Raw genomic sequence first — 21,343 nt, forward strand, 5'->3', positions numbered from 1 at the left:
TGGGCACTGTCCGGCAGATCAACAGAAGGAGCCGCCGTGCCCACGCCCCACACCTATGACACACAGGTCACCTGGACCGGCAACCTGGGCACCGGCACGAGCACTTACCGCTCCTACGACCGCTCCCACGAGGTCTCCGCCGCCGGCCTTCCCACCATCCTCGGCAGCTCCGACCCGACCTTCCGCGGCGACGCCACCCGCTGGAACCCCGAGCAGCTGCTCCTCGCCGCGCTGTCGCAGTGCCACATGCTCGCCTACCTGCACGTCTGCGCCGTCGGCGGCGTCACGGTCACCGCCTACACGGACCACGCGCACGGCACGATGGAAACCACCCCCGAGGGCGGCCACTTCACCGAGGCGGTCCTGCGCCCGCAGGTCGAGGTCGCCTCCCAGGAGATGGCCGCCAAGGCCGCCACCCTCCACACCGACGCCCACCGCACCTGCTTCATCGCGGGCTCGGTGAACTTCCCGGTCCGCCACGACCCGGTGATCACGGTCCGCCCCACTGACTGACGCGGCGACGCGGCGGTCAAGCCGCCGAGGAACGTCCGCCCGGCGATGTCTCATGCGGCGGGCGCCTGTCGTGGGCGGTGAACACGAAGGCCGAGGTGTCGCCGTCCAGGTCGATGGTCAGCGACGCGTCCAAGGCCTTGGCCAGACGCGTCAGCAGGGGCAGGGTCGGTACGGAGTCACCGCCCTCGATGTTGGAGATCTGGGGCTGGGTCATGTCGGCGCGCCGGGCCAACTCGGTCTGTGAGAGACCGAGCTCCGCTCGCCGGTCGTAGACCGCCTGGCCGAGCGCGAAGGCGTACCCGGCCTGGAGGTAGGCCGTGGACTCCTCGACCTTCTCACCCAGCAGCCTTCTGGTCCGGGTCGTTTTCCACTGGGAGTGATTCACGACCTCTCCTCCTTGCTCCGGTCGTAGATGTGCTCGGCGGAACCATGGTCCGCCTCGCACACTTTCTGGGCCTGGTCGGCGCGGTCGACCTCGGCCACCTCGCGTTGTCTGGTCTTGCGGAACACCGTCAGCAGCACGATGCGCCGGTTGGGGGCCAGCCAGTACGTGACGCGTACCGCGTTGCCATCCATGGTGAAGCGCAGCTCGCGCACCTTACCGCCGAGGTGCCGGGAGTACGGCTCACCCAGAGTGGTCGGCTCCGCAGCAAGCATGTCCGCCGCCCGTTCGGCCTTGTCGTGCTGGGCGTCCGACAACAGCTCCAGCCACTGCCTGACCTCCGGCTCGATCTCAATCTGCCAGGGTTCGCGCACGGACGCGATTATACAGAAATCAATATATGGCCGCAGCTCGCGCTCGCAACGCGCGCTCCGTCGGCGACCCGGTCAGGCCCGCGCGCGGAGTCTGCGGAGCATGCGGGCGTCTTCGAAGCCGACGGCCCGGGCGGCGGATTCGATGGTGGAGCCGTGGGAGATGAGGTGTTCGGCGCGCTCGACGCGGAGGACCTGTTGGTAGCGGAGCGGGGTGAGGCCGGTGGCTTCGCCGAAGCGGCGGGTGAGGGTGCGTTCGCTGATGCCGGAGGTGGCGGCGAGGGCGGCGAGGCCGAGGTGTTCGGTGAAGCGGGTGTCGATGAGGTCCTGGACGCGGTGGACGGCGTCGCTGAGGTGGGCGCGGTGCCGGAGCATCGCGCTGGTCTGCTGTTCGTCGCCGTTGCGGCGGGCGTAGACGACCATGTTGCGGGCGATGCGGGCGGCGGCGCCGGGCCCGTGCCGGCCGGCGACGAGGTGCAGCGCGAGGTCGATGCCGCTGGCGATGCCGGCGGAGGTCACGACGCGGTCGTCGACCACGTAGAGCACATCGCGCACGACGGTGGCCCGCGGGTGGCGGACGGCGAGTTCGTCCTGCACGTCGTGGTGGGTGGTGCAGCGGCGGCCGTCGAGGAGGCCGGCCCGGCCGAGGGCTTCGGCGCCCGCGCAGATGCTGGCGACGACGCCGCCCGCGGCGTGGTGGTCGCGCAGCCGCTGGAGCGTGGACTCCGCCACGTGCCCGTTCTGGGTCAGCGTCCGGGACCGCCAGCCCGGGACGATCACCAGGTCGTCGGGGGTGAGATCGGGCCAGCTGGTGGCCGCCCGGAGCGGTAGGCCCTGGGCGGTCGGGATGTCTTCCTGCTCGGCGACATAGGCGGTCTCGTAGCCGTAGCCGAAGTCGGCCGCGGTCGAGAACACCTGCGCCGGGCCCGCGAGATCCAGCAGATGCAGCTGCGGGACGAGCAGGAAGACGACCCGGGTCACGATCCGGTCAGCTCCTTGACGGTGGTCACCCGGGCGAACCGGCCGGCGAGCGCGTACTCGGTGCGGGCGATGATGTCGTCGGTCTGCAGGGTGCGGGGGTCGGCGAGGATCTCCTCGACCGAGCGGCCGGCCGGCGCGTCCCAGTGCTCGCAGGGGGTGGTGGCGGTCGCGTCGGTGACGAAGGTGACCTCGTAGCCGAGGTCGGACGCGAGCCGGGTCGTCGTCTCGACGCACTGCTCGGTGCGGATGCCGCTGGTGATGACCTCGGTGACACCGCGCGAGGTGAGGAGCTGCTGGAGGTTGGTGGTGGTGAAGGCGTTGTGCGCGGTCTTGGTGAGCACCGGCTCGCCGTCGAGCGGCGCCAGCCCCTCCATCAGCCGCACATGACCGCTTGCCGGGTCGAAGTCCCCGCCGGTGCCGGGCTCGCTGTGCAGCACCCAGACGACGAGGTCGCCCTCGTCGCGGGCGTGCGCCACCAGGCGGTTCACCTGGCCGACGATGCCGGGGTTGGACGAGGCCTGCCACAGCGGGCGCTGGAGAAAGGACTGCTGGACGTCGATGACGATCAGTGCTCGGTTCATGCCTCGATCCTGGCCCTCGGCGGAGTCCGCGGTACAGACACCATTGTGCCTCGATGCGGAACGATCCGGTCACCGATCACGCGTCGGCGGGGGCTCCGGCGGGCTGCACGGCGGGCGGCACGGCGAGGGTGCGCAGCGCGACGAGCAGCGCCTCCTGGTCGGGCGCCGCACCGAAGAACGCCGCGTCGGTCGCCTCGACCTTGGCGACCGCCTCGGTCGCCAGCCTGGCGCCCGCGGGCGTGATCCCGAGCCGCTTGGCCCGGGTGTCGCTCGGATCGGTCACGCGCGTGAGCAGGCCCTTGTCCTCCAGCCGGCGCAGCACCTGCGACGTCATCTTCACGTCCGTGCCGCTGTGCCGGGCCAGTTGGAGCTGGTTGGGCTGCTCGCCCTGGCCGTCGAGCCACCACAGCCCGGCCAGCAGGACGAACTGGGCGTGGGTGAGATCGAGCGGGGCCAGGGCCGCCGCGATGGCGCGCTGCCAGTGGAGGGAGGTGCGCCAGAACAGGAAACCGGGGCTGTCGTCGGGTGCGGCCATCATCAGACCGTACCCGCCCCCACCGGCCGTAAGCGGATTCGGGGCCCTCAATCTGCGCATCGATCATCTACGCGCAGTCTTTATTCCCGGTCGGCTACGGCTCCGGGCCGCGCGACCGCCCGGCCCGGCCCCGTGCCGGCCGTCGTCCCGTCCCCCGACCGCCCGTCTCACATCCGCCGACGTCCCGCGCTGAGGGCACCGTTCCCTCAGGGAAACGGACGCGATGCGGCCGGGTAACAGCCGCGCCGCAGGCTGACGGGCATGGACATCGACGCGGGCATGGAGATCGTGGTGGTGGGCGGTGGGATGGCGGGCGCGCGCCTGGCGCAGCAGCTCGCGCCCGCCGCCCCCGGCGTCCGCGTGACGCTGTTCGGGGAGGAGCGGCACGCGCCGTACAACCGGGTGCTGCTCGCCGAGGTCCTCGCCGGACGGTACGAGCCGGACGTCATCACGCTGCCGGACGCCGCCTGCGCCGTACGGCGCGTGGTGCGGGTGGACCGGGCGGAGCGCCTCGTGATCTGCGACGACGGTTCCGCCACCCGCTACGACCGGCTGGTGCTGGCCACCGGCTCCAACCCGGTGCTCCCGCCGCTGCGCGGCCTGTTCGAGGCCGGGCGGGGTGAACTGCCGCTGGGCGTGCACGCCTTCCGCACCATGGACGACTGCCTGGCGCTGTCCGGGGCGCTGCGCCCCGGCGTACGGGCCGTCGTCGTCGGGGGCGGGCTGCTCGGGGTGTCCGCGGCGCGGGCGCTGGCGGCGCGCGGCGCCCATGTCGTCCTGCTCCAGCAGGGCGAGTACCTGATGGAGCGGCAGCTGGACGCGCAGTCCGGCACGCTGCTGCGCGCGCATCTGGAGTCGCTGGGCATCGAGGTCCACACGGAGTGCCGGGTGCGGGGGCTGCGGACCGCACCCGACGGGACGCCGCAGGCCGTCCGGTCCGTCCGGTCCGTCGAACTCGCCGACGGCTACTGCCTCGGCACCGACCTCGTCGTGCTCGCCTGCGGCGTGCGGCCCCGCACCGGGCTGGCGCAGGCGGCGGGTCTCGAGGTCGACCGAGGCATCGTCGTGGACGACGAGCTGCGGACGTCCGACCCGTTCATCCACGCGATCGGCGACTGCTCGCAGCACGGCGGTGTCGTGTACGGCCTGGCCAACGCGGCCCGTGAACAGGCGGACGCGCTGGCGCTGCTGCTCACCGAGGCGGCGCGGGGGCCCGTACCCGGCCGCCCGGCCGACCCACCGCGCTACACCGGCACCCGCGCCCTGACCCGGCTGACCCTCAACGGCTCCCCCGGGCCCGGGCCCGCCCCCGCAGCCGCCCCCCGCACCGAAGCCCGCCTCGGCGCCACCGGGATCGCCCCCTTCGACCTCGCCGCGTTCGGCGACCCGCTGCCGGTCCCCGGCGATGACGTCCTGCGCCTCACCGACGCGACCCGCGGCGCCTACCGGAAGGTCGTCATCCGTGACGACCGGCTGGTCGGCGGGATCCTGCTCGGCGATCTCGCCGCGGTGGGCACGCTCGCCCGCACCTGGGAGGCCGACGAACCGCTCCCGGCCACATCCGCTCCGCTGCTCCACCTGCTCACCAACGACGGAGGTTCCTGACCATGGCTGTTGACACGATGGCTGGCGGCACGACGGACGTTCCCACGGTTCCGACGATCGTGCTGGTCGGCCACGGCATGGTCGGGCAGCGGTTCCTGGAGGCGCTCGCCGACCGGGGCGTCACCGGGCGGGCGCGGGTGGTCGTGCTGTGCGAGGAGCCCCGCGCGGCGTACGACCGGGTCCATCTGACCTCGTACTTCTCCGGGACGACGCCGGACGAACTCGCCCTCGCCGAGGACGGTTTCCTGGAGAAGCACGGCATCGAGCTGCGGCTGGGGGATCCCGCGCTCACCGTCGACCGGGCGGCCCGCACCGTGACCGCCCGCTCCGGGCTGACCTTCGGGTACGACACGCTGGTGCTGGCCACCGGCTCCTTCCCGTTCGTACCGCCGGTCCCCGGCAAGGACGCCGAGGGCTGCTTCGTGTACCGCACCATCGAGGACCTGCTGAAGATCGAGGAGTACGCCGCGACCGGCGGAACCGGCACGGTCGTCGGCGGCGGGCTGCTGGGCCTGGAGGCGGCGGGCGCCCTGAAGGGGCTCGGACTGGACACGCACGTCGTGGAGTTCGCGCCGCGCCTGATGCCGGTGCAGATCGACGAGGGCGGCGGTGAGGCGCTGCGGCGCACCATCGAGGAGATGGGTGTCACCGTCCACACGGGCGTCGGCACCCAGGCGATCGTCGCGGGCGAGGACGGCAGGGTCGCCGCGATGTCGCTGTCGGACGGTTCGACGCTCACGACCGGCCTGGTGGTCTTCTCGGCCGGCGTCCGCCCCCGCGACCAGCTGGCCCGGGAGTGCGGACTGCCGGTCGGCGAGCGCGGCGGGATCGTCGTGGACGAGCAGTGCCGCACCGGGGACGAGGCGGTGTACGCGATCGGCGAGTGCGCGCTGGCCGCCGACGGCCGGGTGTACGGGCTGGTCGCGCCCGGCTACGAGATGGCGGAGACGGCGGCGAAGGCGATCGCGGGCGACGCCGGCTCCTTCCGGGGCGCGGACCTGTCGACGAAGCTCAAGCTGCTCGGGGTGGACGTGGCGAGCTTCGGCGACGCGCACGGCGCGACGCCCGGGTGCCTGGACGTGCTGTACTCCGACTCCCGTTCCGGTGTGTACAAGAAGCTGGTGGTCTCGCGCGAGGGTGTGCTGCTGGGCGGCATCCTGGTCGGCGACGCCGACTCGTACGGAATGCTGCGCCCGATGACCGGCTCGGTGCCGCCGGTGCCGCCCGAGCGGCTGGTGCTGCCGGCGGGCGCCGGCGGTCCGGTCGAGCTCGGGCCGTCCTCGCTGCCCGACACGGCGGTGATCTGCAGCTGCCACAACGTCACCAAGGGCGCGATCCTCGGCGCCGTCGCCGAGCACTCCTGCACCACCGTGCCGCAGATCAAGAAGTGCACCAAAGCCGGTACGGGGTGCGGGAGTTGCCTCAAGGTGCTGGGGCAGCTGCTGCCGGCCGCCGAGGACCAGGGGCTGTGCGGCTGCTTCGCGCACACCCGCCAGGAGCTGTACGAGATCGTGCGCGCGCTGCGGGTCACCTCGTTCGCGGCGCTGCTCGACAGCCACGGGCGCGAGGCGGCCAGGGGCGGCGAGGGCTGCGAGGTCTGCAAGCCGGCGGTGGCCTCCGTCATCGCCTCGCTGGCGCCGTCGATCGGCGCTCCGGTGCATGTGCTGGACGGCGGGCAGGCCGCGCTCCAGGACACCAACGACCACTTCCTGGCGAACCTGCAGCGCAACGGCTCGTACTCGATCGTGCCGCGCATCCCCGGCGGTGAGATCACTCCGGAGAAGCTCATCGTGATCGGCGAGGTGGCCCGGGACTTCGGCCTCTACACGAAGATCACCGGCGGTCAGCGGATCGACCTCTTCGGCGCCCGCGTCGACCAGCTGCCGCTGATCTGGACACGGCTGGTGGACGCCGGGTTCGAGTCGGGGCACGCGTACGGCAAGGCGCTGCGCACCGTGAAGTCGTGCGTGGGCAGCACCTGGTGCCGGTACGGCGTCCAGGACAGCGTGAAGATGGCCATCGGCCTGGAGCTGCGCTACCGGGGGCTGCGCTCGCCGCACAAGCTCAAGTCCGCCGTCTCGGGGTGCGCCCGCGAGTGCGCGGAGGCCCGCGGCAAGGACTTCGGGATCATCGCCACCGCGTCGGGCTGGAACCTGTACGTCGGCGGCAACGGCGGTGCCGACCCGCGCCACGCGGACCTGCTGGCGCAGGACCTCAGCGACGCGGAACTGGTCCGGCTCATCGACCGGTTCCTGATGTTCTACATCCGCACCGCGGACCGGCTGGAGCGCACCTCCGCGTGGCTGGAGCGGATCGAGGGCGGCCTGGAGCACGTCCGCGACGTCGTCGTGCACGACTCGCTGGGCATCTGCGACGAGCTGGAGTCCCTGATGTCCGCGCATGTCGCGGGGTACCGCGACGAGTGGGCGGACACCATCAACGACCCCGAGCGGCTGAGCCGCTTCGTCTCCTTCGTCAACGCGCCGGACGTGCCCGACCCCAGCGTCCGGTTCGTCGAGGAGCGCGACCAGGTCAAGCCCGATCTGGATCTGCTGGCCGGCCCGGTGCTGCTCGCCGGCCCCACCCTCGCCATCCGCACCCTCGAAGGGACGGTCACCGCATGACCATCGAACTCCTCCTCGACGACGCCTGGTTCCCGGTCTGCGACGACGCGCTGCTGACCCCGGGCCGGGGCGTCGCCGCCCTGCTGCCCGACGGCTCGCAGGCCGCGCTCTTCCAGGACCGGCACGGCGCCCTGTACGCGATCGGCAACCGGGACCCGTTCACCGGCGCCTACGTCCTGTCCCGCGGTCTGCTCGGCTCGGCGGCGGGCCGGACGTACGTCGCCTCGCCGCTGCTCAAGCAGCGCTTCGATCTGGCGACCGGGACCTGCCTGGACGACGAATCGGTCAGTACCGACTCGTATGCCGTCAGATCCCTGTAATCCTCCATACGACCCGACCACGTCACGTAATGTGGCCGAGGCACAGCGAATTGACAAGGTTAGGTTTACCTAACCTAAGATCGAAGCGTGCTCAAGAACCAGCGGACGGCCGTCGCCGGCCAGCTCCCCTCCCCGGTCCGGCGGATACCGCTGTTCCTGCTCGGCGCCGTCGCATTGACGGCGTGCGCCGCCGCGAGCCTCGCGTTCGGCTCGCGGCCGGTCCCCCTCGGCACCGTCCTCGACGCCCTGTTCCACCACGCCCACAGCCGTGACGCCGTGGTGGTCACCGGGCTCCGCGTACCGCGCACCCTCATCGGGCTCGCGGTCGGCGCGGCGCTCGGGGTGGCGGGGGCGGTCGCCCAGGGCGTCACGCGCAACCCACTGGCCTCACCGACCACGTTGGGGATCAACGCGGGCGCCGGCTTCGCCGTCGTCACGGCCATCTACGCACTGCATCTGACGCACCCTTCGCAGTACCTGTGGTTCGCGTTCGCCGGAGCGGCGGCCGCCGCGCTCTTCGCCCAGACGCTCGCCCGGCGGGCGGGCGACCTGGACCCGGTGCGCCTCGCGCTGGGCGGCACGGTGCTGACGGCCGTCCTGGTGTCCTGGACCTCCGCCGTGATGCTGGCGAGCAACCGCACCCTGGACGAAGCCCGGTTCTGGCTCGCGGGCTCGCTGTCCGGGCGGACGCTCGACGTCCTCTACCCCGTACTCCCGCTGATCGCCGTCGGGCTGGTCATCGCGCTGGCCATCACCCCGGCGCTCAACGCCCTGGCCCTCGGCGACGAGACCGCGCAGGCCCTGGGCGTGCCGGTGGCCAGGATCCGGGTCGCCGGCGGCCTCTCCGTGGTGCTGCTCGCCGGCTCCGCCGTCGCGGTGGCGGGACCGGTCGCCTTCATCGGGCTGGCCGCCCCGCACCTGGTGCGGCTGGTGTTCGGCAACGACCACCGGCTGCTGGTCCCCGGCTGTCTGATCGCCGGCCCGCTGCTGCTGCTCGGCGCCGACGTCCTGGGCCGCGTCGTGATCGCGCCCTCCGAACTGGAGGTCGGCATCGTCACCGCCTTCCTCGGCGCGCCGCTGCTCGCGGTGCTGGCCCGGAAGGTGGCCCGATGACCCCGCCCACGACCCCGCCCGCCCCCCTGACCCCGCCCGCTCCCACCACGACGCCCGCTCCCACGACGACGAAGTCCCTCGTCCCCACGCTCCGCAAGGATGCCGAGGCTGCCTCCGCCGCCCCGAAACGGCGGCCCTCCCCCGGGCGCCGGACCGCGCTGCTGAGCGTCTGCGCCGTGGCGGCGATCCTCGTACTGGCCACCACCGCGCTCACCACCGGGCAGATCCCGATGCCCCCGCTCACCGCGCTGCGCGCCCTGATCGGCCTCGGCGACTCCGGCGACGTGCTGGTGGTCCAGGAGTTCCGGGCGCCCAGAATGGCGGCGGCGATCGTCGCCGGAGCGGGCCTCGCCGTCGCCGGCGGGCTGCTGCAGCGGCTGTTCCGCAACCCGCTCGCCTCCCCCGACGTCATGGGCGTGACCGGCGGCGCCTCCCTCGGCGCCGTCTCGCTGCTCGCCACCGGCGCCTCGCAGACCCTCATCCCGCTGGCCGCCCTCGGCGGCGGGCTGCTCGCCGCCGTCCTGCTCGGCGCGTTCGCCTGGCGCTCCGGACTCGGCGTCACCCGTCTCGTCCTGGTGGGGCTGGCCGTTCAGGCCGGTCTGGCCGCCGCCGTCAACCTGATGGTGGTGCGCTTCCCCGCCGAACTCGCCAACTCCGCGCTGCAGTGGACGACGGGGTCGCTCTACGGGCGGACCTGGACCGAGGTGTCCGCCGCGGGCGGCGCCGTGGCCGCCGCGATGGCCGTCGCGTTCGTCCTGCACCGGCGCCTCGCCGTCCTCGACCTGGGCGACGACTCGGCGGGCGGGCTCGGCCTGGCGCCGTCCGCCGCGCGCCTCCAACTGCTGCTCACCGCCATCGTGCTGGCCTCGCTGGCCGCCGCGCTCACCGGCCCGGTCGCGTTCGTCGCGCTCGCCGTACCGCACGTGGTCCGCTTCCTCGCCGGACCGCCGACCGCCGGAACGCTCGCGCTGTCGGCGCTGACCGGCGCCGTCCTGCTGCTCGGCTCCGACCTGGTCGTCCAGCATCTTCTGCCGGTGCACGGACTGCCCGTCGGTGTGGTCACCGCGACCCTCGGCGCCCCCTGGCTACTCGTCCTGATGATCCGTCAGAGCAGGCCCACGCACAGGAGTTTCGGATGACCGCCCGCGCCGACCGGCCGAACCGCACCAACCAGCTCTCCACCCACGGCCTGGACCTGCGCTACGGCGACCGGCTGGTGATCGGCGGCCTGGACCTCGTCCTGCCCGGCGGCGCCGTCACCGCCATAGTCGGCCCCAACGCCTGCGGGAAGTCGACGCTGCTGCGCGGGCTGACCCGGCTGCTCTCCCCCGCCGCCGGCACCGTGGCCCTGGACGGCGCGGACATCCACCGGATGCCCGCCCGCTCGCTGGCCCGCCGGATGGGGCTGCTGCCGCAGCAGCCGGTCACCCCCGACGCGATCACCGTCGAGGCACTGGTCCGGCTCGGCCGCTACCCGCACCAGCGGCTGCTCAGCCCCTGGTCGGCCACCGACCAGGCCGCCGTCGACGAGGCCCTGGAGCGCACCGGCACCACGGAACTGCGCGACCAGCACGTGGACCAGCTCTCCGGCGGTCAGCGGCAGCGCGCCTGGATCGCGCTGGCGCTCGCCCAGGACACCGAGCTGCTGCTCCTCGACGAGCCCACCACCTTCCTCGACCTGCGGCACCAACTCGACGTCCTCGACCTGGTGTCGGACCTGCACACCGAGTCCGGCCGCACCGTCGTCATGGTGCTGCACGACCTCGGCCAGGCCGCCCGGTACGCCGACCATCTCGTCGTCCTCCAGGAGGGCCGGCTGGCCGCGGCCGGGCCGCCCTCCGAAGTGCTCGACGCGGCGCTGGTGAAGTCCGTGTTCGACGTGGACTGCCAGGTCATCCCCGACCCGGAGACCGGCACCCCGCTCGTCGTCCCCCGCGGACGCGCCAGACGGCACGCCACCGCCGTCGCCGGCTGAGCCCTGGCTGAGCTCCGGCTGAGCTGACGCCCTGACCTTTCTCTTTCCCCCGTCCCCATCTCCTGTCTAGCCGCTAGGAATCCCCACCCTCATGAACACCAGAGCCCCGCTCCGCCGCCGTCTCGTCCGGCTGATCGCCGCGCCCGTCGCCCTCGTCATCGGCGTGGGCGCGCTCGCCGCCTGCGGCAGTGAGACCCCGGCCAAGGACGACAAGGCGAACGCCGCGGCCACCGCCGACGGTTTCCCGCGCACCATCACGCACGCCATGGGCAGCACCACGATCCCCGCGAAGCCGAAGCGCGTGGTCGTGCTCGACACCGGCGAGCTGGACGACGTGACGATGCTCGGCATCACCCCGGTCGGCGCGGTCGCACCGCACCTCAAGTCCGAGGGCGGCTTCCCCGCGTACCTGAAGGGCAAGACGGATGGCACCAAGGACGTCGGCCCGTCCGCCGAGCCCAACCTGGAGCTGATCGCGTCCCTCAAGCCGGACCTGATCCTCTCCTCGAAGGTCCGCCACGAGAAGGTCTACGACAAGCTCAAGGCCATCGCGCCGACCGTCTTCACCGCGACCACCGGCTTCCCCTGGAAGGAGAACCTGGCGGTCCACGCCAAGGCACTCGGCCTGGAGAAGGAAGCGGCAGCGTCGCTGAAGTCCTACGAGGACCGCGCCAAGAAGCTCGGTGCGGCCATCAAGGCCAAGAACGGTGGCAAGGAGCCGACCGCCTCGGTCGTCCGCTTCGTCGCCGGCCCGACCCGGCTCTACCAGCTGGACTCGTTCAGCGGCGTCGTGCTGAACGACATCGGCCTGGGCCGCCCGGCCTCGCAGAACGTCCACAGCGCGATGCTGGAGGTCGGCCCCGAGCAGATCGACAAGGCCGACGCGGACCTGGTCTTCGTCACCGTCTCCGACGACCCGGCCAAGACGCAGCAGAGCGTCGTCGAGTCCAACCCGGTCTGGAAGGACCTGGGCGCGGTCAAGAACCACAAGGTCGTCAACGTGACCGACGAGACGTGGATGTCCGGCATCGGCGTCCAGGCCGCGATCAGCATGCTCGGCGACGTGGCCAAGGCCGCCGGCGTCGACCTGCCGAAGTGACGCTTGTAACGCTTCCCGTGTGAGAGGGGCGGGCCGCCACCCGCCGGCCCGCCCCCTCCCCTCCACACGTTCCCAGAACAGGACTCTCAGCCATGCGGCTGTATCTGCTCGCGCTCAACCCCACGGACTCCGTCACCGAGGGCTTCCTGCCGGCCGCCTCCCGGCTCGGTCTGGACGTCACCGTGCTCACCGACTCCCCCGCCGCCCACCAGGAGCTGTACGGCACCCAGGTGGACGTCGAGGAGTGCGACGTACGCGACTTCCGCGGCGTCATCACCCGGATCGCCACCGGCCACACCCCCCACGCGGTCTTCACCAACAGCGACCACCTGCAGACCCAGGCCGCCCTCGCCGCCGAGTACTTCGGGCTGCCCGCCAAGCCCTGGCAGGTGGCCCTGCGCGCCAAGGACAAGGCGCAGATGCGCCGCCACCTGGCCGCCACCGGCGCCGACACCGTGTGGTCCGCCGAGCTCGCGGCCGGCGCGGACCCCGTCTCGCTGCTCGAACTGCCGGTGCCCTACCCGTGCGTGGTGAAACCGCGCGAGGGCGTGGCCAGCGAGGACGTGGTCCTCGTCGGCGGCCCCGAGGAGCTGGTGCTGCGCTGCAAGGAGATCCAGGCCCGCCGCCCGCGGGCGGCGCTCGTGGCGGAGGAGTACCTCGCCGGCGAGCTGTACACGCTGGAGACGCTCGGCGACGGCCGCACCCGGCACGTGCTGGGCGGGTTCCACACCGAGATCTCGCCGCCGCCCTACTTCATCGAGGAACGCCTCACCTTCGTCCCCGCGCACCCCGAACCGGTCGTCGCGCAGATCCTCGCGCAACTGGACGCCCTCGGCGTCGGGTTCGGCGCCTGCCACACCGAGTTCGTGGTCCAGGACGGCCGGGCGCGCATCATCGAGGTCAACTACCGGGCCATCGGCGACCAGTGCGACCTGCTGCTCGCCGGGCTGCTCGACATCCCGCTCTTCGAGCACATCCTCCGCGTCCACCTCGGTGAGCCGCTCCCCGCCGACCTCGGCGCCCGCGACGACGGCCGCGCCCGGCTGGAGTACCCGTACGCGGAGCGGGCGGGCACCCTGACCGCCGCGCCCGAGGCCACCGAGCGCACGGTGGACGGCGTCCGGCTGGTCTACCGGCCGCTGCGCGCGACCGGCGAACGGTACGAACTGCACCACACCAACCGGGACTACTTCGGCATTCTGCGGGCCACCGGAACCGACCAGGAGACGATCGACCGCGTCGTGACGGACTTCCTCGGGGCGCAGCGCTGGGAGATCACCCCGTGACGGCCACCGGGACCGGTACCGGCGCCGGAACGAGCGCGGCCGGGGAAGCCGGTGCGGACACCGATGCGGAGCTGATGCTGCGCGTGCTCAGCGCGCTGCTGCGCGAGGACGTCGTCGGGCTGCGCACCCGCTCCACCCTCGTCGAGGAATCCGACGGCAGCTGGCTGCGGCTGCCCTACTCCTACGGTGGTGACGGGGACGGCGGCTACGAGAACGCGCTGCTGCTCCCGGTGACCGAGGACGGCTTCCAGAGCGAGTACGCCGCCCGGCTGCCGCTCCTGCGGCGCGCCTCGGACGGCCGCGAACTCACCGGCACCGACGCCGTACTGCGGGCGCTGCGCGCCCTGGCGGACCCCGCCGACCGGGACGGTTTCGACGCGTTCGCCGAGGAGTGCCGGCAGACCGCCGCGACCCTGCGGCTGCACGACCGGGTGCGCGCGGAGGTGACCGGCCGGCTCGCGGAGCGGTACGGCGCCGACACCGCGTACTGGACGTACGCCCGCAGTCCGGGCTTCGACGCGCTGGCCGCCTTCCACGACCACCCGGTGTATCCGACGTCGCGCGGCCGCAGCGGGCTCGACGAGTCCGAACTGCGCGCCTACGCACCGGAGTTCCACGAGGACGTGGCACCGCGCTGGCTCGTCCTGCCCCGCGCGGCCGTGACGGAGTCCGGCGGCGGCCCCGCCGAGGCGTACGCCTATCTGTGGCCGACGCCCGCCTCCCTCGGCATGCCGGAGCTGCGCGACACCCACACCGTGCTCCCGGTGCACCCGCTGACCGTCGGGACGCCGCTGGACGAGGCGCTGCGCGCCACCGGCCTGGAAGGGACCGCGTTCCTCGCCGAACAGGCACCCCTCGCCCTCGTCCCCACCCTGTCCATGCGCACGCTCGCGGACCGTACGTACCCGCTGCTGCACCTCAAGCTGCCGCTGGCCACCGCGACCCTGGGGCTGCGCAACCGGCGGACCATCAAGCCGGGCACGCTCGCCGACGGGGCCGCCTGCCAGCTGCTGCTGAGCCAGGTGATCGCCCGCGAACCCCGGTTCCAGGACACCGTGCTGCTCGCCGACGAGCGCCGCTACGCGCACGCCGGGCACGAACTCCTCGCCGTCCTGCTGCGCTCCTATCCGGAGCACCTGCAGAACTCCGTCCTGGTCCCGATGGCCGCGCTGCTCGCCGGCGCCCCGGACGGCCGGCTGGTGATCGACCAGCTCGCCGACCGCTTCTACGACGGCGACCCCATCGCTCTCCTGGACGCCTGTCTGACGCTGCTGTTCGACTGGCAGACCACGCTCTTCGGCTACGGGATCGCCCTGGAGTCGCACCAGCAGAACATCTCCCTCGCCCTGGACCAGGACCGCTCGACGGGCACCACCCGGCTGCGGCTGGTCCTGAAGGACAACGACGGGCCGCGTATCAACACCGCGCGGCTGAGCCGGGCGCTGGGTGAACTTCCGTCCCGTATAGACGAGTTCGACGACGAGCGGATCTTCTGCGCCTCCGACGACCCGCTCGTCGACCTGTTCACCACCATCACCGTCCACCTGTGCGCGGGCTCGTACGCCTTCGGGCTCGCCGGCCACGGGCGGGCGCCGCTGGACGACCTGCTGCGGCTGGTCCGCGACCGGCTCTCCGAGGCGTTCGACCGCCTGGGCGGCGAGCCGGCCGAGCTGCTGCGCGACCGCGTGCTGAACGCCGAGCGGCTCCCCGTCAAGGCGATGGTCAGCGCCGGGACACTGCTCAGCAAGGAGCGCTCCGGCGCGGCCGACATCAACAAGCACTACACGACAGGACCCAACTACCTGCTGGTCGGGACTGGTTCGCGGTGAGCGCCGAAGCGGCGACGATCTCCGCCGCTCCGGCTCCCACCCTGGGGCGCCGCCAGGTGCACGCGGTCGCGGCCTGCTACTTCGTCGCCTCGTTCGCCGCGCTCGGCCTGCCCCCGTACCTGACGTCGATCCTGCCGGAACTGGGTGACCCGACCGCCCACTGGGCCGGGCTGCTCTACATCGTCCCGACGGTCTTCGGCGGCCTCGCCGCCCCGCTGTGGGGGCGGCTGGCCGACCGCTACGGGCGCAAACGGCTGCTGCTGCGGGCCCAGCTCGGGCTGGCGCTGTCGTTCCTGCTGGCCGGGGCCGCCGACTCGCTGCCCACCTTCACCGCCGCCCTGGTACTCCAGGGCATCCTCGGCGGGACCTTCGCCGCCACCAACGGCTATCTCGCGGCGGGGCTGGACGGCACCCGGCTGTCCTGGGCCCTGACCCTGATGCAGGGCAGCGCCCGCGCCGCCCTGGTCGCCGCGCCCATCGTGGTCGGCACGCTGTCCCCCTGGCTCTCCCCGCACCGCCAGTACGCGCTGCTCGCGCTGCTCCCGCTGGGCGCCGCCGCGATGCTGCTGGCGCTGCCGGAACCGCGCGAGTCGGTCGTGGTCCTGGAGAAGCCGCTCGCGGAGCGGCGGATGACGCAGCGGGGGGCCGAGCCGGTGGCGGTGGCGCCGCCGGTCACCGCGCAGCGCAGGCTGCTGCGGGAGCTGTACGTCTTCGAGTTCGCGTTCGTCTTCTCGACCGTGATCTCGTTCCCCTACCTCATCGCCCTGCTCGGGGACCGAATATCGGGGATCTCCCCGGTCGTCTCCGGGTCGCTCTTCGCCCTGCCGCACCTGTGTTACCTGCTCTTCGCGGCGCCCGTGCACTCCGCCTTCCGCAACCGCCCCCGGCTCGGTATCGCCCTGGGTTTCGCGGCGGTGGCCGCGGGTCTCGCCGGACATGCCGTGGCCGGTTCGCTGATCACGTTCACGGCCGTGAGGCTGCTGCTCGGCGCCGGGCTCACCCTCGGCCTGGTCGGTCTGTCGCTGCTCGCCGCCGACGCGGTGCAAGGCCGTTCCCCGGGAAGGATGTTCGGCACCCTGGAGTTCGTCTCCAAGGGCGGAGCCGTCGCCGCCGGAGTGGTCGCCGCACTCGGCAACAGCGCGTTCGGACCGACCGCACCCGTACTCGCGGGCACCGCCGTCGCCCTGATCACCGTCGCAGCCGCCGTACACGCTCTCTTCTCGCACCCTTGATGGAGCCGTTGATGACGCTTCCCCTGCGCCTCGCGCAGCCCTCCGCCGGCCTTTCCGACAGCCGCCTTTCCGACAGCCGCCTCAACGACAGCGGCCTTCCCGACGCCGATGACGTCGTGGCCCACACCCTGCTCAACTGCCTGCTCCGCGAGGTCTCGGGACCCGAGCACCAGACGGCGGTCGCGGACGGCCACCTGCTGCTGCGGCTGCCCCGCGCGGGCGCGCTGCTGCGCGTCGCGCTGCGCCGCACCTCGCTGATCGGCGCGCACCGCTTCACCGGTCCCGTCGCGGAGCAACACGCGGACGAGTGGAAGGAGTTGGACTGGTACCGGCTCGCCGAGTACGTCCATGACGAGCTGTCGCTGCGGACCGGTGTGCGCAACGACGAGTTCCTGGACCAGATCGTCTCCAGCCACCGGGGCGTCACCGCCGCCCTGTCGCTCCCCCGTCCCGTGCCCGGCGACGACGGGCCCGGCGCCCCCGACTACCTGGAGTCGGAGCAGTCGCTGCTGTTCGGCCACCGCTTCCACCCCACCCCCAAGGCGCGCACCGGCGACCCGGCGTCATGGGCCGCGTACGCCCCCGAGGCGGGCGCGACGTTCCCGCTGCGGCACTTCGCCGTCCGCGAGCACCTCATCGCGGAGGAGCGCAGCGAACCCGGCGCCGCCGACCCGCTGGACCGGCTGCGGCCGGTGCCCGCCGGCTACCGGCTGCTGCCCGCGCACCCGTGGCAGTACGGGCTGCTGCACGACCACCCGGCGCTGCGCGCGGCCCTCGCCTGCGGCGACATCCTCGACCTGGGCACCGGCGACGCGGCCGCGACACCGACCGCGTCGGTCCGGACGCTGTACGACGGCGACACGTTCCTGAAGTTCAGCCTCAACATCCGGATCACCAACTGCCTGCGGAAGAACGCTGCTTACGAGCTGTCCGGCGCGGTCGCGCTCACCCGCCTGCTGGCGCCGGTCCTCGCCGACCTGGCCGGCCGTTTCCCGGACAGCGCCATGCTGCGGGAGCCCGCGTACCGCAGCCTCGCGCTGCCCGGCGCCGACGGGCGCCCGGACATCGGCCTGCTGGAAGGCTTCGGCGTCATCGTCCGCGACGGCCTGGACGCGCATCTGCGCCCCGGCGTCACCCCGCTGCTGGCCGCCGCCGTCGCCGACGAGTACCCCACCGGATCCGCGCACATCTCGCGGCTCCTCGACGGGGCGGGCCCGCAGGCCGCCCTCGACTGGTGGACGGCGTATCTGCGGCTGCTGCTCCCGCCGGTGCTCGCCGCCTACTTCGACCACGGCGTCGTGCTGGAACCGCATCTGCAGAACGTGCTGATCGGGGTGGACGGCGACGGCTTCCCGGTCCAGGTCCTCTTCCGCGATCTGGAGGGCACCAAGCTCGTCCCCGAGTACCACGCCGCCACCCTCGCCGCGCTGCCCGCCGACGTCGCGGCCCCCATGACGTACGACGCGGAACGCGGCTGGGACCGCGTCATCTACTGCCTGCTCGTCAACCACGTCGCCGAACTGCTCGCGGCCCTCGCCGATCTGCACCCGCACTCCGAGACGGCCCTGTGGGCGCGGGTGCACTCCGTGCTGCGCGAGTACGCGGACGCCCACGGCTGCCCGCCGCGGCTCAGCGCCCTGCTCGCCGGGGTCCCGCTGCCCGCCAAGGCCAACCTCCTGACCCGCTGGGAGCGCAAGGCCGACCGCGAGGCCGGCTATGTACGGCTGCCCTCACCGCTGGCCGAGGACGTGCTCTCCGGGGCTTCGGCCCCGGGCGCGGCGGGCTGCGGAACCGGCGACGACAGCGACCGGACCGAGCCCTGGAGCACCCGATGACCCCGAACCCTTCCGCCGGCGCGGCGCTGCTGACCGACGCGGTCCGCGAACGGGCCGCGTACCTCGCCGCCGACGACCTGCCCGCCTACCTCTACGACCTGGCGGAGCTGCGCGCCCACGCCGCGGCCGTACGGGCCGCGCTCCCCGAGCGCGTCGAGCTCTACTACGCCGCCAAGGCCAACCCCGAGCCGGAGATCCTGACCGCGCTCGCCCCGTACGTCGACGGTTTCGAGGTCTCCTCCGGCGGCGAACTGGCCCACGTCCGCAAGGCCGTCCCGGACCGCCCGCTGGCCTTCGGCGGGCCCGGCAAGACCCCGGCCGAGATCGCGGCGGCGCTGGAGCTGGGCGTGGAACGCTTCCACGTGGAGAGCGAGTACGAGCTGCGGATGCTCGGCCACCTCGCCGCGGAACTGGCCCCCGGCCGGACCGTTCCGGTCCTGCTGCGTTTCAACCTGCCGGTGCCGGGCGCGGCGCTGGAGGGCAGCTCGCTGGCGATGGGCGGCCGCCCGACACCGTTCGGCCTCGATCCCGCACAGGCCGACGGCGCCGTACGGCTGCTCACCGACGGCAGCCACCCCCAGCTGGAGCTGCGCGGCATCCACGCGCACCTCGCCAGCGGCCTCGACGCGGCGGCGCAGCTCGCCGTGGCCGCCGAGGTGGTCGCGTTCGCGGTGGGCCTGGCCGCCCGGCACGGCATCGCGCTGCCCGAGGTGAACGTGGGCGGCGGCATGACCGTGGACTACGCCGATCCCGGCGCGCGCTTCGACTGGACCGCCTACGGCGAAGGGCTCGCGCGTCTCACCGCCGCCCACCCCGGTCTGCTGCTGCGCATCGAGCCGGGCCGCGCCCTCAGCGCCTACTGCGGCTGGTACGCCACCGAGGCGCTGGACGTGAAGCCCAGCCACGGCGAGGAGTTCGCCGTGCTGCGCGGCGGCACCCACCATCTGCGCACCCCGGCGACCAAGGGCCACGACCAGCCCTGCGCGGTCCTGCCCGTCGACCACTGGCCCCACCCGTGGCCGCGCCCCGCCGCCGAACAGGACCACGTCACCCTCACCGGCCAGCTCTGCACCCCGAAGGACGTCCTCGCCCGCCGGGTCCCGGCGCCCGGCCTGCGGGCCGGCGACCGGGTGGTGTTCGCGCTGGCCGGGGCGTACGCGTGGAACATCTCCCACCACGACTTCCTGATGCATCCCCGGCCGGGCTTCCACTTCCTGGGCAGTGCTTGAATCGGCCCATGACCGATCATGAAGTGCTCCGGGTGTTCATCGGCCCCGACGGCCGGGGCGGCAACCTCCTGGGCGTGGTGACCGCCGGCTCCTCCGACCCGGCCGGCCGCCAGGCGATCGCCGCCGAACTCGGTTACAGCGAGACGGTGTTCATCGACGACGCGGAACGCGGCGAAGTGCGGATCTTCACCCCCAGCGTGGAGCTCCCCTTCGCCGGCCACCCCCTCGTCGGCACCGCCTGGCACCTGAAGTCGTCCGTCCTGCGCCCGCCGGCCGGCGACGTCCCCGCCTGGGCGGAGGGCGACTTCACCTGGATCCGCGGCCGCGCCGCCTGGGCCCCCGGCCGCCGCACCGAGCAGTACGCGACGGTCGCCGAGGTCGACGCCCTGCCCTCCCCGCCGCCCGGCGAGGGCTGGCTCTACGCCTGGGCCTGGGCCGACGAAGCGGCGGGCCGCATCCGCGCCCGCGGCTTCCCCCGCCGCGGCGACGCCATCACCGAGGACGAGGCGACCGGAGCCTCCGCGGTCGTCCTCACCGCCCAACTCGCCCGCCCCCTCGACATCCGCCAGGGCGCCGCCTCCCAGATCCTGACCCGTCCGGGCCCGGACGGCACGATCGACGTGGGCGGCCGGGTGGCGCACGTGCGCTGAAGGCGCGCGAGGGCCGGGTCATCTGCCCGGCCTGGAACGGCCTGCCGCCGTCACCGAACTGCTCGTCGGCTTCCTGCGCGGGACGGTCCCCGCGGCGGGGCGCTGACCGGCCGGAACGCCATAGGAGTACCTGCCGGCCGGGACCCGTGACGCACACGGCTCGTGCATCCGCGGCCCGCTCTCTAAGCTGACCGCCGGGGGATCCGGATTTCGGCCAGCGACACGAGGAGAACCGGTCACATGGGCTGGACTGCGAACGACATCCCCGACCAGACCGGACGCACCGCCGTGGTGACCGGGGCCAACAGCGGCATCGGGTACTGCGCCGCGAGGGAGCTGGCGCGGCGCGGCGCGCTGGTCGTCCTGGCGTGCCGCAGCGAGGAGCGCGGACAGGCGGCGGCGGACCGGTTGGTGGCCGAGGTGCCGGAGGCGCGGGCGGTGTTCCAGCGGCTGGATCTGGGGGACCTGGGGTCGGTGCGGGCCTTCGCGGAGGAGTTCGCGGGCGACCGGCTGGATCTGCTGGTGAACAACGCGGGCGTGATGGCCCTGCCGTACACGCAGACCGCCGACGGGTTCGAGACGCAGTTCGGCGTCAACCACCTCGGTCACTTCGCCCTGACGGGCCTGCTGCTGCCGAGGCTGCTCGCGACCCCCGGGGCCCGGGTCGTCAGCGTCTCCAGCGGGATGCACGCGATCGCCAACGTGGATCTCGGGGACTTGAACAGCGAGCGCCGCTACCGCCGCTGGATCGCGTACGGCCGCTCCAAGAGCGCCAATCTGCTGTTCATCCACGAGCTGGCACGGCAGTTGGAGACGACGGGCGCGGACCTGGTGGCCGCCGCCGCGCACCCCGGCTACGCCGAAACGAATCTCCAGACGGCGGGCGCGAAGATGGAGGGCCGCAAGGCCGCCGAACGCGTCGCCGTCGTCGGCAACCGGATCATCGGCCAGTCGGCCGCGGCGGGCGCGCTGCCGACGCTCTACGCGGCCACCGCACCGGACGTGGCCCCCGACTCGTTCATCGGCCCCCGGTTCCTGGGCTGGCGCGGCGCGCCGAACCGCTCCTGGCGCGCCTCCTGGACGAAGGACGACCGGGCGGGCGAGATGCTGTGGACGGCGTCCGAGCAGCTGACGGGCGTGACGTACAAGTTCTGACCCGGCGCACCAACGGGCCGGAGCCGCG

The 21,343-nt window shown here is 73.1% G+C and carries 20 protein-coding genes; 15 read left to right on the plus strand and 5 right to left on the minus strand.

Annotated features, from left to right (window positions below; genetic code table 11):
• The first annotated feature begins 36 nt into the window (after window positions 1-36).
• Window positions 37-513 carry an OsmC family protein gene (locus tag LNW72_RS14490; RefSeq protein ID WP_250975796.1) on the plus strand — a complete coding sequence of 159 codons (477 nt, stop codon included), beginning with the start codon at window positions 37-39 and terminating at the stop codon, window positions 511-513.
• 16 nt (window positions 514-529) lie between these two features.
• Here the strand turns inward: LNW72_RS14490 and LNW72_RS14495 are convergent, their stop codons facing one another.
• From LNW72_RS14495 to LNW72_RS14515, 5 genes are all read right to left on the minus strand, one after another.
• Window positions 530-898 (minus strand): helix-turn-helix transcriptional regulator, encoded by a 369-nt coding sequence (locus LNW72_RS14495; RefSeq protein ID WP_250975797.1) that lies wholly within the window; start codon window positions 896-898, stop codon window positions 530-532.
• Window positions 895-1,269 (minus strand): type II toxin-antitoxin system RelE/ParE family toxin, encoded by a 375-nt coding sequence (locus tag LNW72_RS14500; protein ID WP_250975798.1) that lies wholly within the window; start codon window positions 1,267-1,269, stop codon window positions 895-897. Before LNW72_RS14500 ends, LNW72_RS14495 begins: the two co-directional genes overlap by 4 nt.
• A gap of 72 nt (window positions 1,270-1,341) precedes the next feature.
• Entirely contained in the window at window positions 1,342-2,247 is a 906-nt protein-coding gene (locus tag LNW72_RS14505; protein ID WP_250975799.1) for a GlxA family transcriptional regulator, read from the minus strand.
• Window positions 2,244-2,828 carry a cysteine hydrolase family protein gene (locus LNW72_RS14510; protein WP_250975800.1) on the minus strand — a complete coding sequence of 195 codons (585 nt, stop codon included), beginning with the start codon at window positions 2,826-2,828 and terminating at the stop codon, window positions 2,244-2,246. Before LNW72_RS14510 ends, LNW72_RS14505 begins: the two co-directional genes overlap by 4 nt.
• Window positions 2,829-2,904: 76 nt before the next feature.
• Window positions 2,905-3,363, minus strand: coding sequence for a MarR family transcriptional regulator (locus tag LNW72_RS14515; RefSeq protein ID WP_250975801.1), 459 nt, complete (start codon window positions 3,361-3,363; stop codon window positions 2,905-2,907).
• A gap of 261 nt (window positions 3,364-3,624) precedes the next feature.
• On the opposite strand from LNW72_RS14515, the gene LNW72_RS14520 reads away from it, so the two are divergent.
• The 14 genes from LNW72_RS14520 to LNW72_RS14585 all read left to right on the plus strand — a co-directional run bounded on the left by LNW72_RS14520 (window position 3,625) and on the right by LNW72_RS14585 (window position 21,315).
• On the plus strand, window positions 3,625-4,968 hold the full coding sequence (locus LNW72_RS14520) for an FAD-dependent oxidoreductase (protein ID WP_250975802.1): 1,344 nt from the start codon (window positions 3,625-3,627) through the stop codon (window positions 4,966-4,968).
• 2 nt (window positions 4,969-4,970) lie between these two features.
• On the plus strand, window positions 4,971-7,592 hold the full coding sequence (nirB, locus tag LNW72_RS14525) for a nitrite reductase large subunit NirB (protein ID WP_250975803.1): 2,622 nt from the start codon (window positions 4,971-4,973) through the stop codon (window positions 7,590-7,592).
• Window positions 7,589-7,912 carry a nitrite reductase small subunit NirD gene (gene nirD / locus LNW72_RS14530; RefSeq protein WP_250975804.1) on the plus strand — a complete coding sequence of 108 codons (324 nt, stop codon included), beginning with the start codon at window positions 7,589-7,591 and terminating at the stop codon, window positions 7,910-7,912. Before nirB ends, nirD begins: the two co-directional genes overlap by 4 nt.
• A gap of 144 nt (window positions 7,913-8,056) precedes the next feature.
• Window positions 8,057-9,025 carry an iron ABC transporter permease gene (locus LNW72_RS14535; protein ID WP_250980153.1) on the plus strand — a complete coding sequence of 323 codons (969 nt, stop codon included), beginning with the start codon at window positions 8,057-8,059 and terminating at the stop codon, window positions 9,023-9,025.
• Complete coding sequence (locus tag LNW72_RS14540; protein ID WP_250975805.1) at window positions 9,022-10,164, plus strand: iron ABC transporter permease; 1,143 nt, start codon at window positions 9,022-9,024, stop codon at window positions 10,162-10,164. The genes LNW72_RS14535 and LNW72_RS14540 overlap by 4 nt, the downstream gene beginning before the upstream one ends.
• A complete protein-coding gene (locus tag LNW72_RS14545; RefSeq protein WP_250975806.1) occupies window positions 10,161-11,000 on the plus strand; it encodes an ABC transporter ATP-binding protein in 840 nt (279 codons plus the stop codon). The genes LNW72_RS14540 and LNW72_RS14545 overlap by 4 nt, the downstream gene beginning before the upstream one ends.
• 91 nt (window positions 11,001-11,091) lie before the next feature.
• Window positions 11,092-12,099: an iron-siderophore ABC transporter substrate-binding protein gene (locus LNW72_RS14550; RefSeq protein ID WP_250975807.1), complete on the plus strand. Its 1,008-nt coding sequence runs from the start codon at window positions 11,092-11,094 to the stop codon at window positions 12,097-12,099.
• Between the two features lie 92 nt (window positions 12,100-12,191).
• The gene (locus LNW72_RS14555; RefSeq protein ID WP_250975808.1) at window positions 12,192-13,385 is read left to right on the plus strand and encodes an ATP-grasp domain-containing protein; all 1,194 of its coding nucleotides are present in this window, start codon (window positions 12,192-12,194) and stop codon (window positions 13,383-13,385) included.
• Window positions 13,386-13,459: 74 nt separating this feature from the next.
• Entirely contained in the window at window positions 13,460-15,214 is a 1,755-nt protein-coding gene (locus tag LNW72_RS14560; RefSeq protein WP_250980154.1) for an IucA/IucC family protein, read from the plus strand.
• The gene (locus LNW72_RS14565; RefSeq protein ID WP_250975809.1) at window positions 15,211-16,446 is read left to right on the plus strand and encodes an MFS transporter; all 1,236 of its coding nucleotides are present in this window, start codon (window positions 15,211-15,213) and stop codon (window positions 16,444-16,446) included. The genes LNW72_RS14560 and LNW72_RS14565 overlap by 4 nt, the downstream gene beginning before the upstream one ends.
• Window positions 16,447-16,457: 11 nt before the next feature.
• Complete coding sequence (locus tag LNW72_RS14570; RefSeq protein ID WP_250975810.1) at window positions 16,458-18,281, plus strand: IucA/IucC family protein; 1,824 nt, start codon at window positions 16,458-16,460, stop codon at window positions 18,279-18,281.
• Entirely contained in the window at window positions 18,278-19,510 is a 1,233-nt protein-coding gene (locus LNW72_RS14575; protein ID WP_250975811.1) for a type III PLP-dependent enzyme, read from the plus strand. The genes LNW72_RS14570 and LNW72_RS14575 overlap by 4 nt, the downstream gene beginning before the upstream one ends.
• A gap of 8 nt (window positions 19,511-19,518) precedes the next feature.
• Window positions 19,519-20,160, plus strand: coding sequence for a PhzF family phenazine biosynthesis protein (locus LNW72_RS14580; protein ID WP_250975812.1), 642 nt, complete (start codon window positions 19,519-19,521; stop codon window positions 20,158-20,160).
• A 240-nt stretch (window positions 20,161-20,400) separates the two neighbouring features.
• Window positions 20,401-21,315, plus strand: a complete 915-nt coding sequence (locus LNW72_RS14585; protein ID WP_250975813.1) for an oxidoreductase — start codon at window positions 20,401-20,403, stop codon at window positions 21,313-21,315.
• Window positions 21,316-21,343 lie beyond the last annotated feature (28 nt).

It is taken from the genome of Streptomyces sp. RKAG293, from assembly GCF_023701745.1.
Taxonomy (GTDB): domain Bacteria; phylum Actinomycetota; class Actinomycetes; order Streptomycetales; family Streptomycetaceae; genus Actinacidiphila.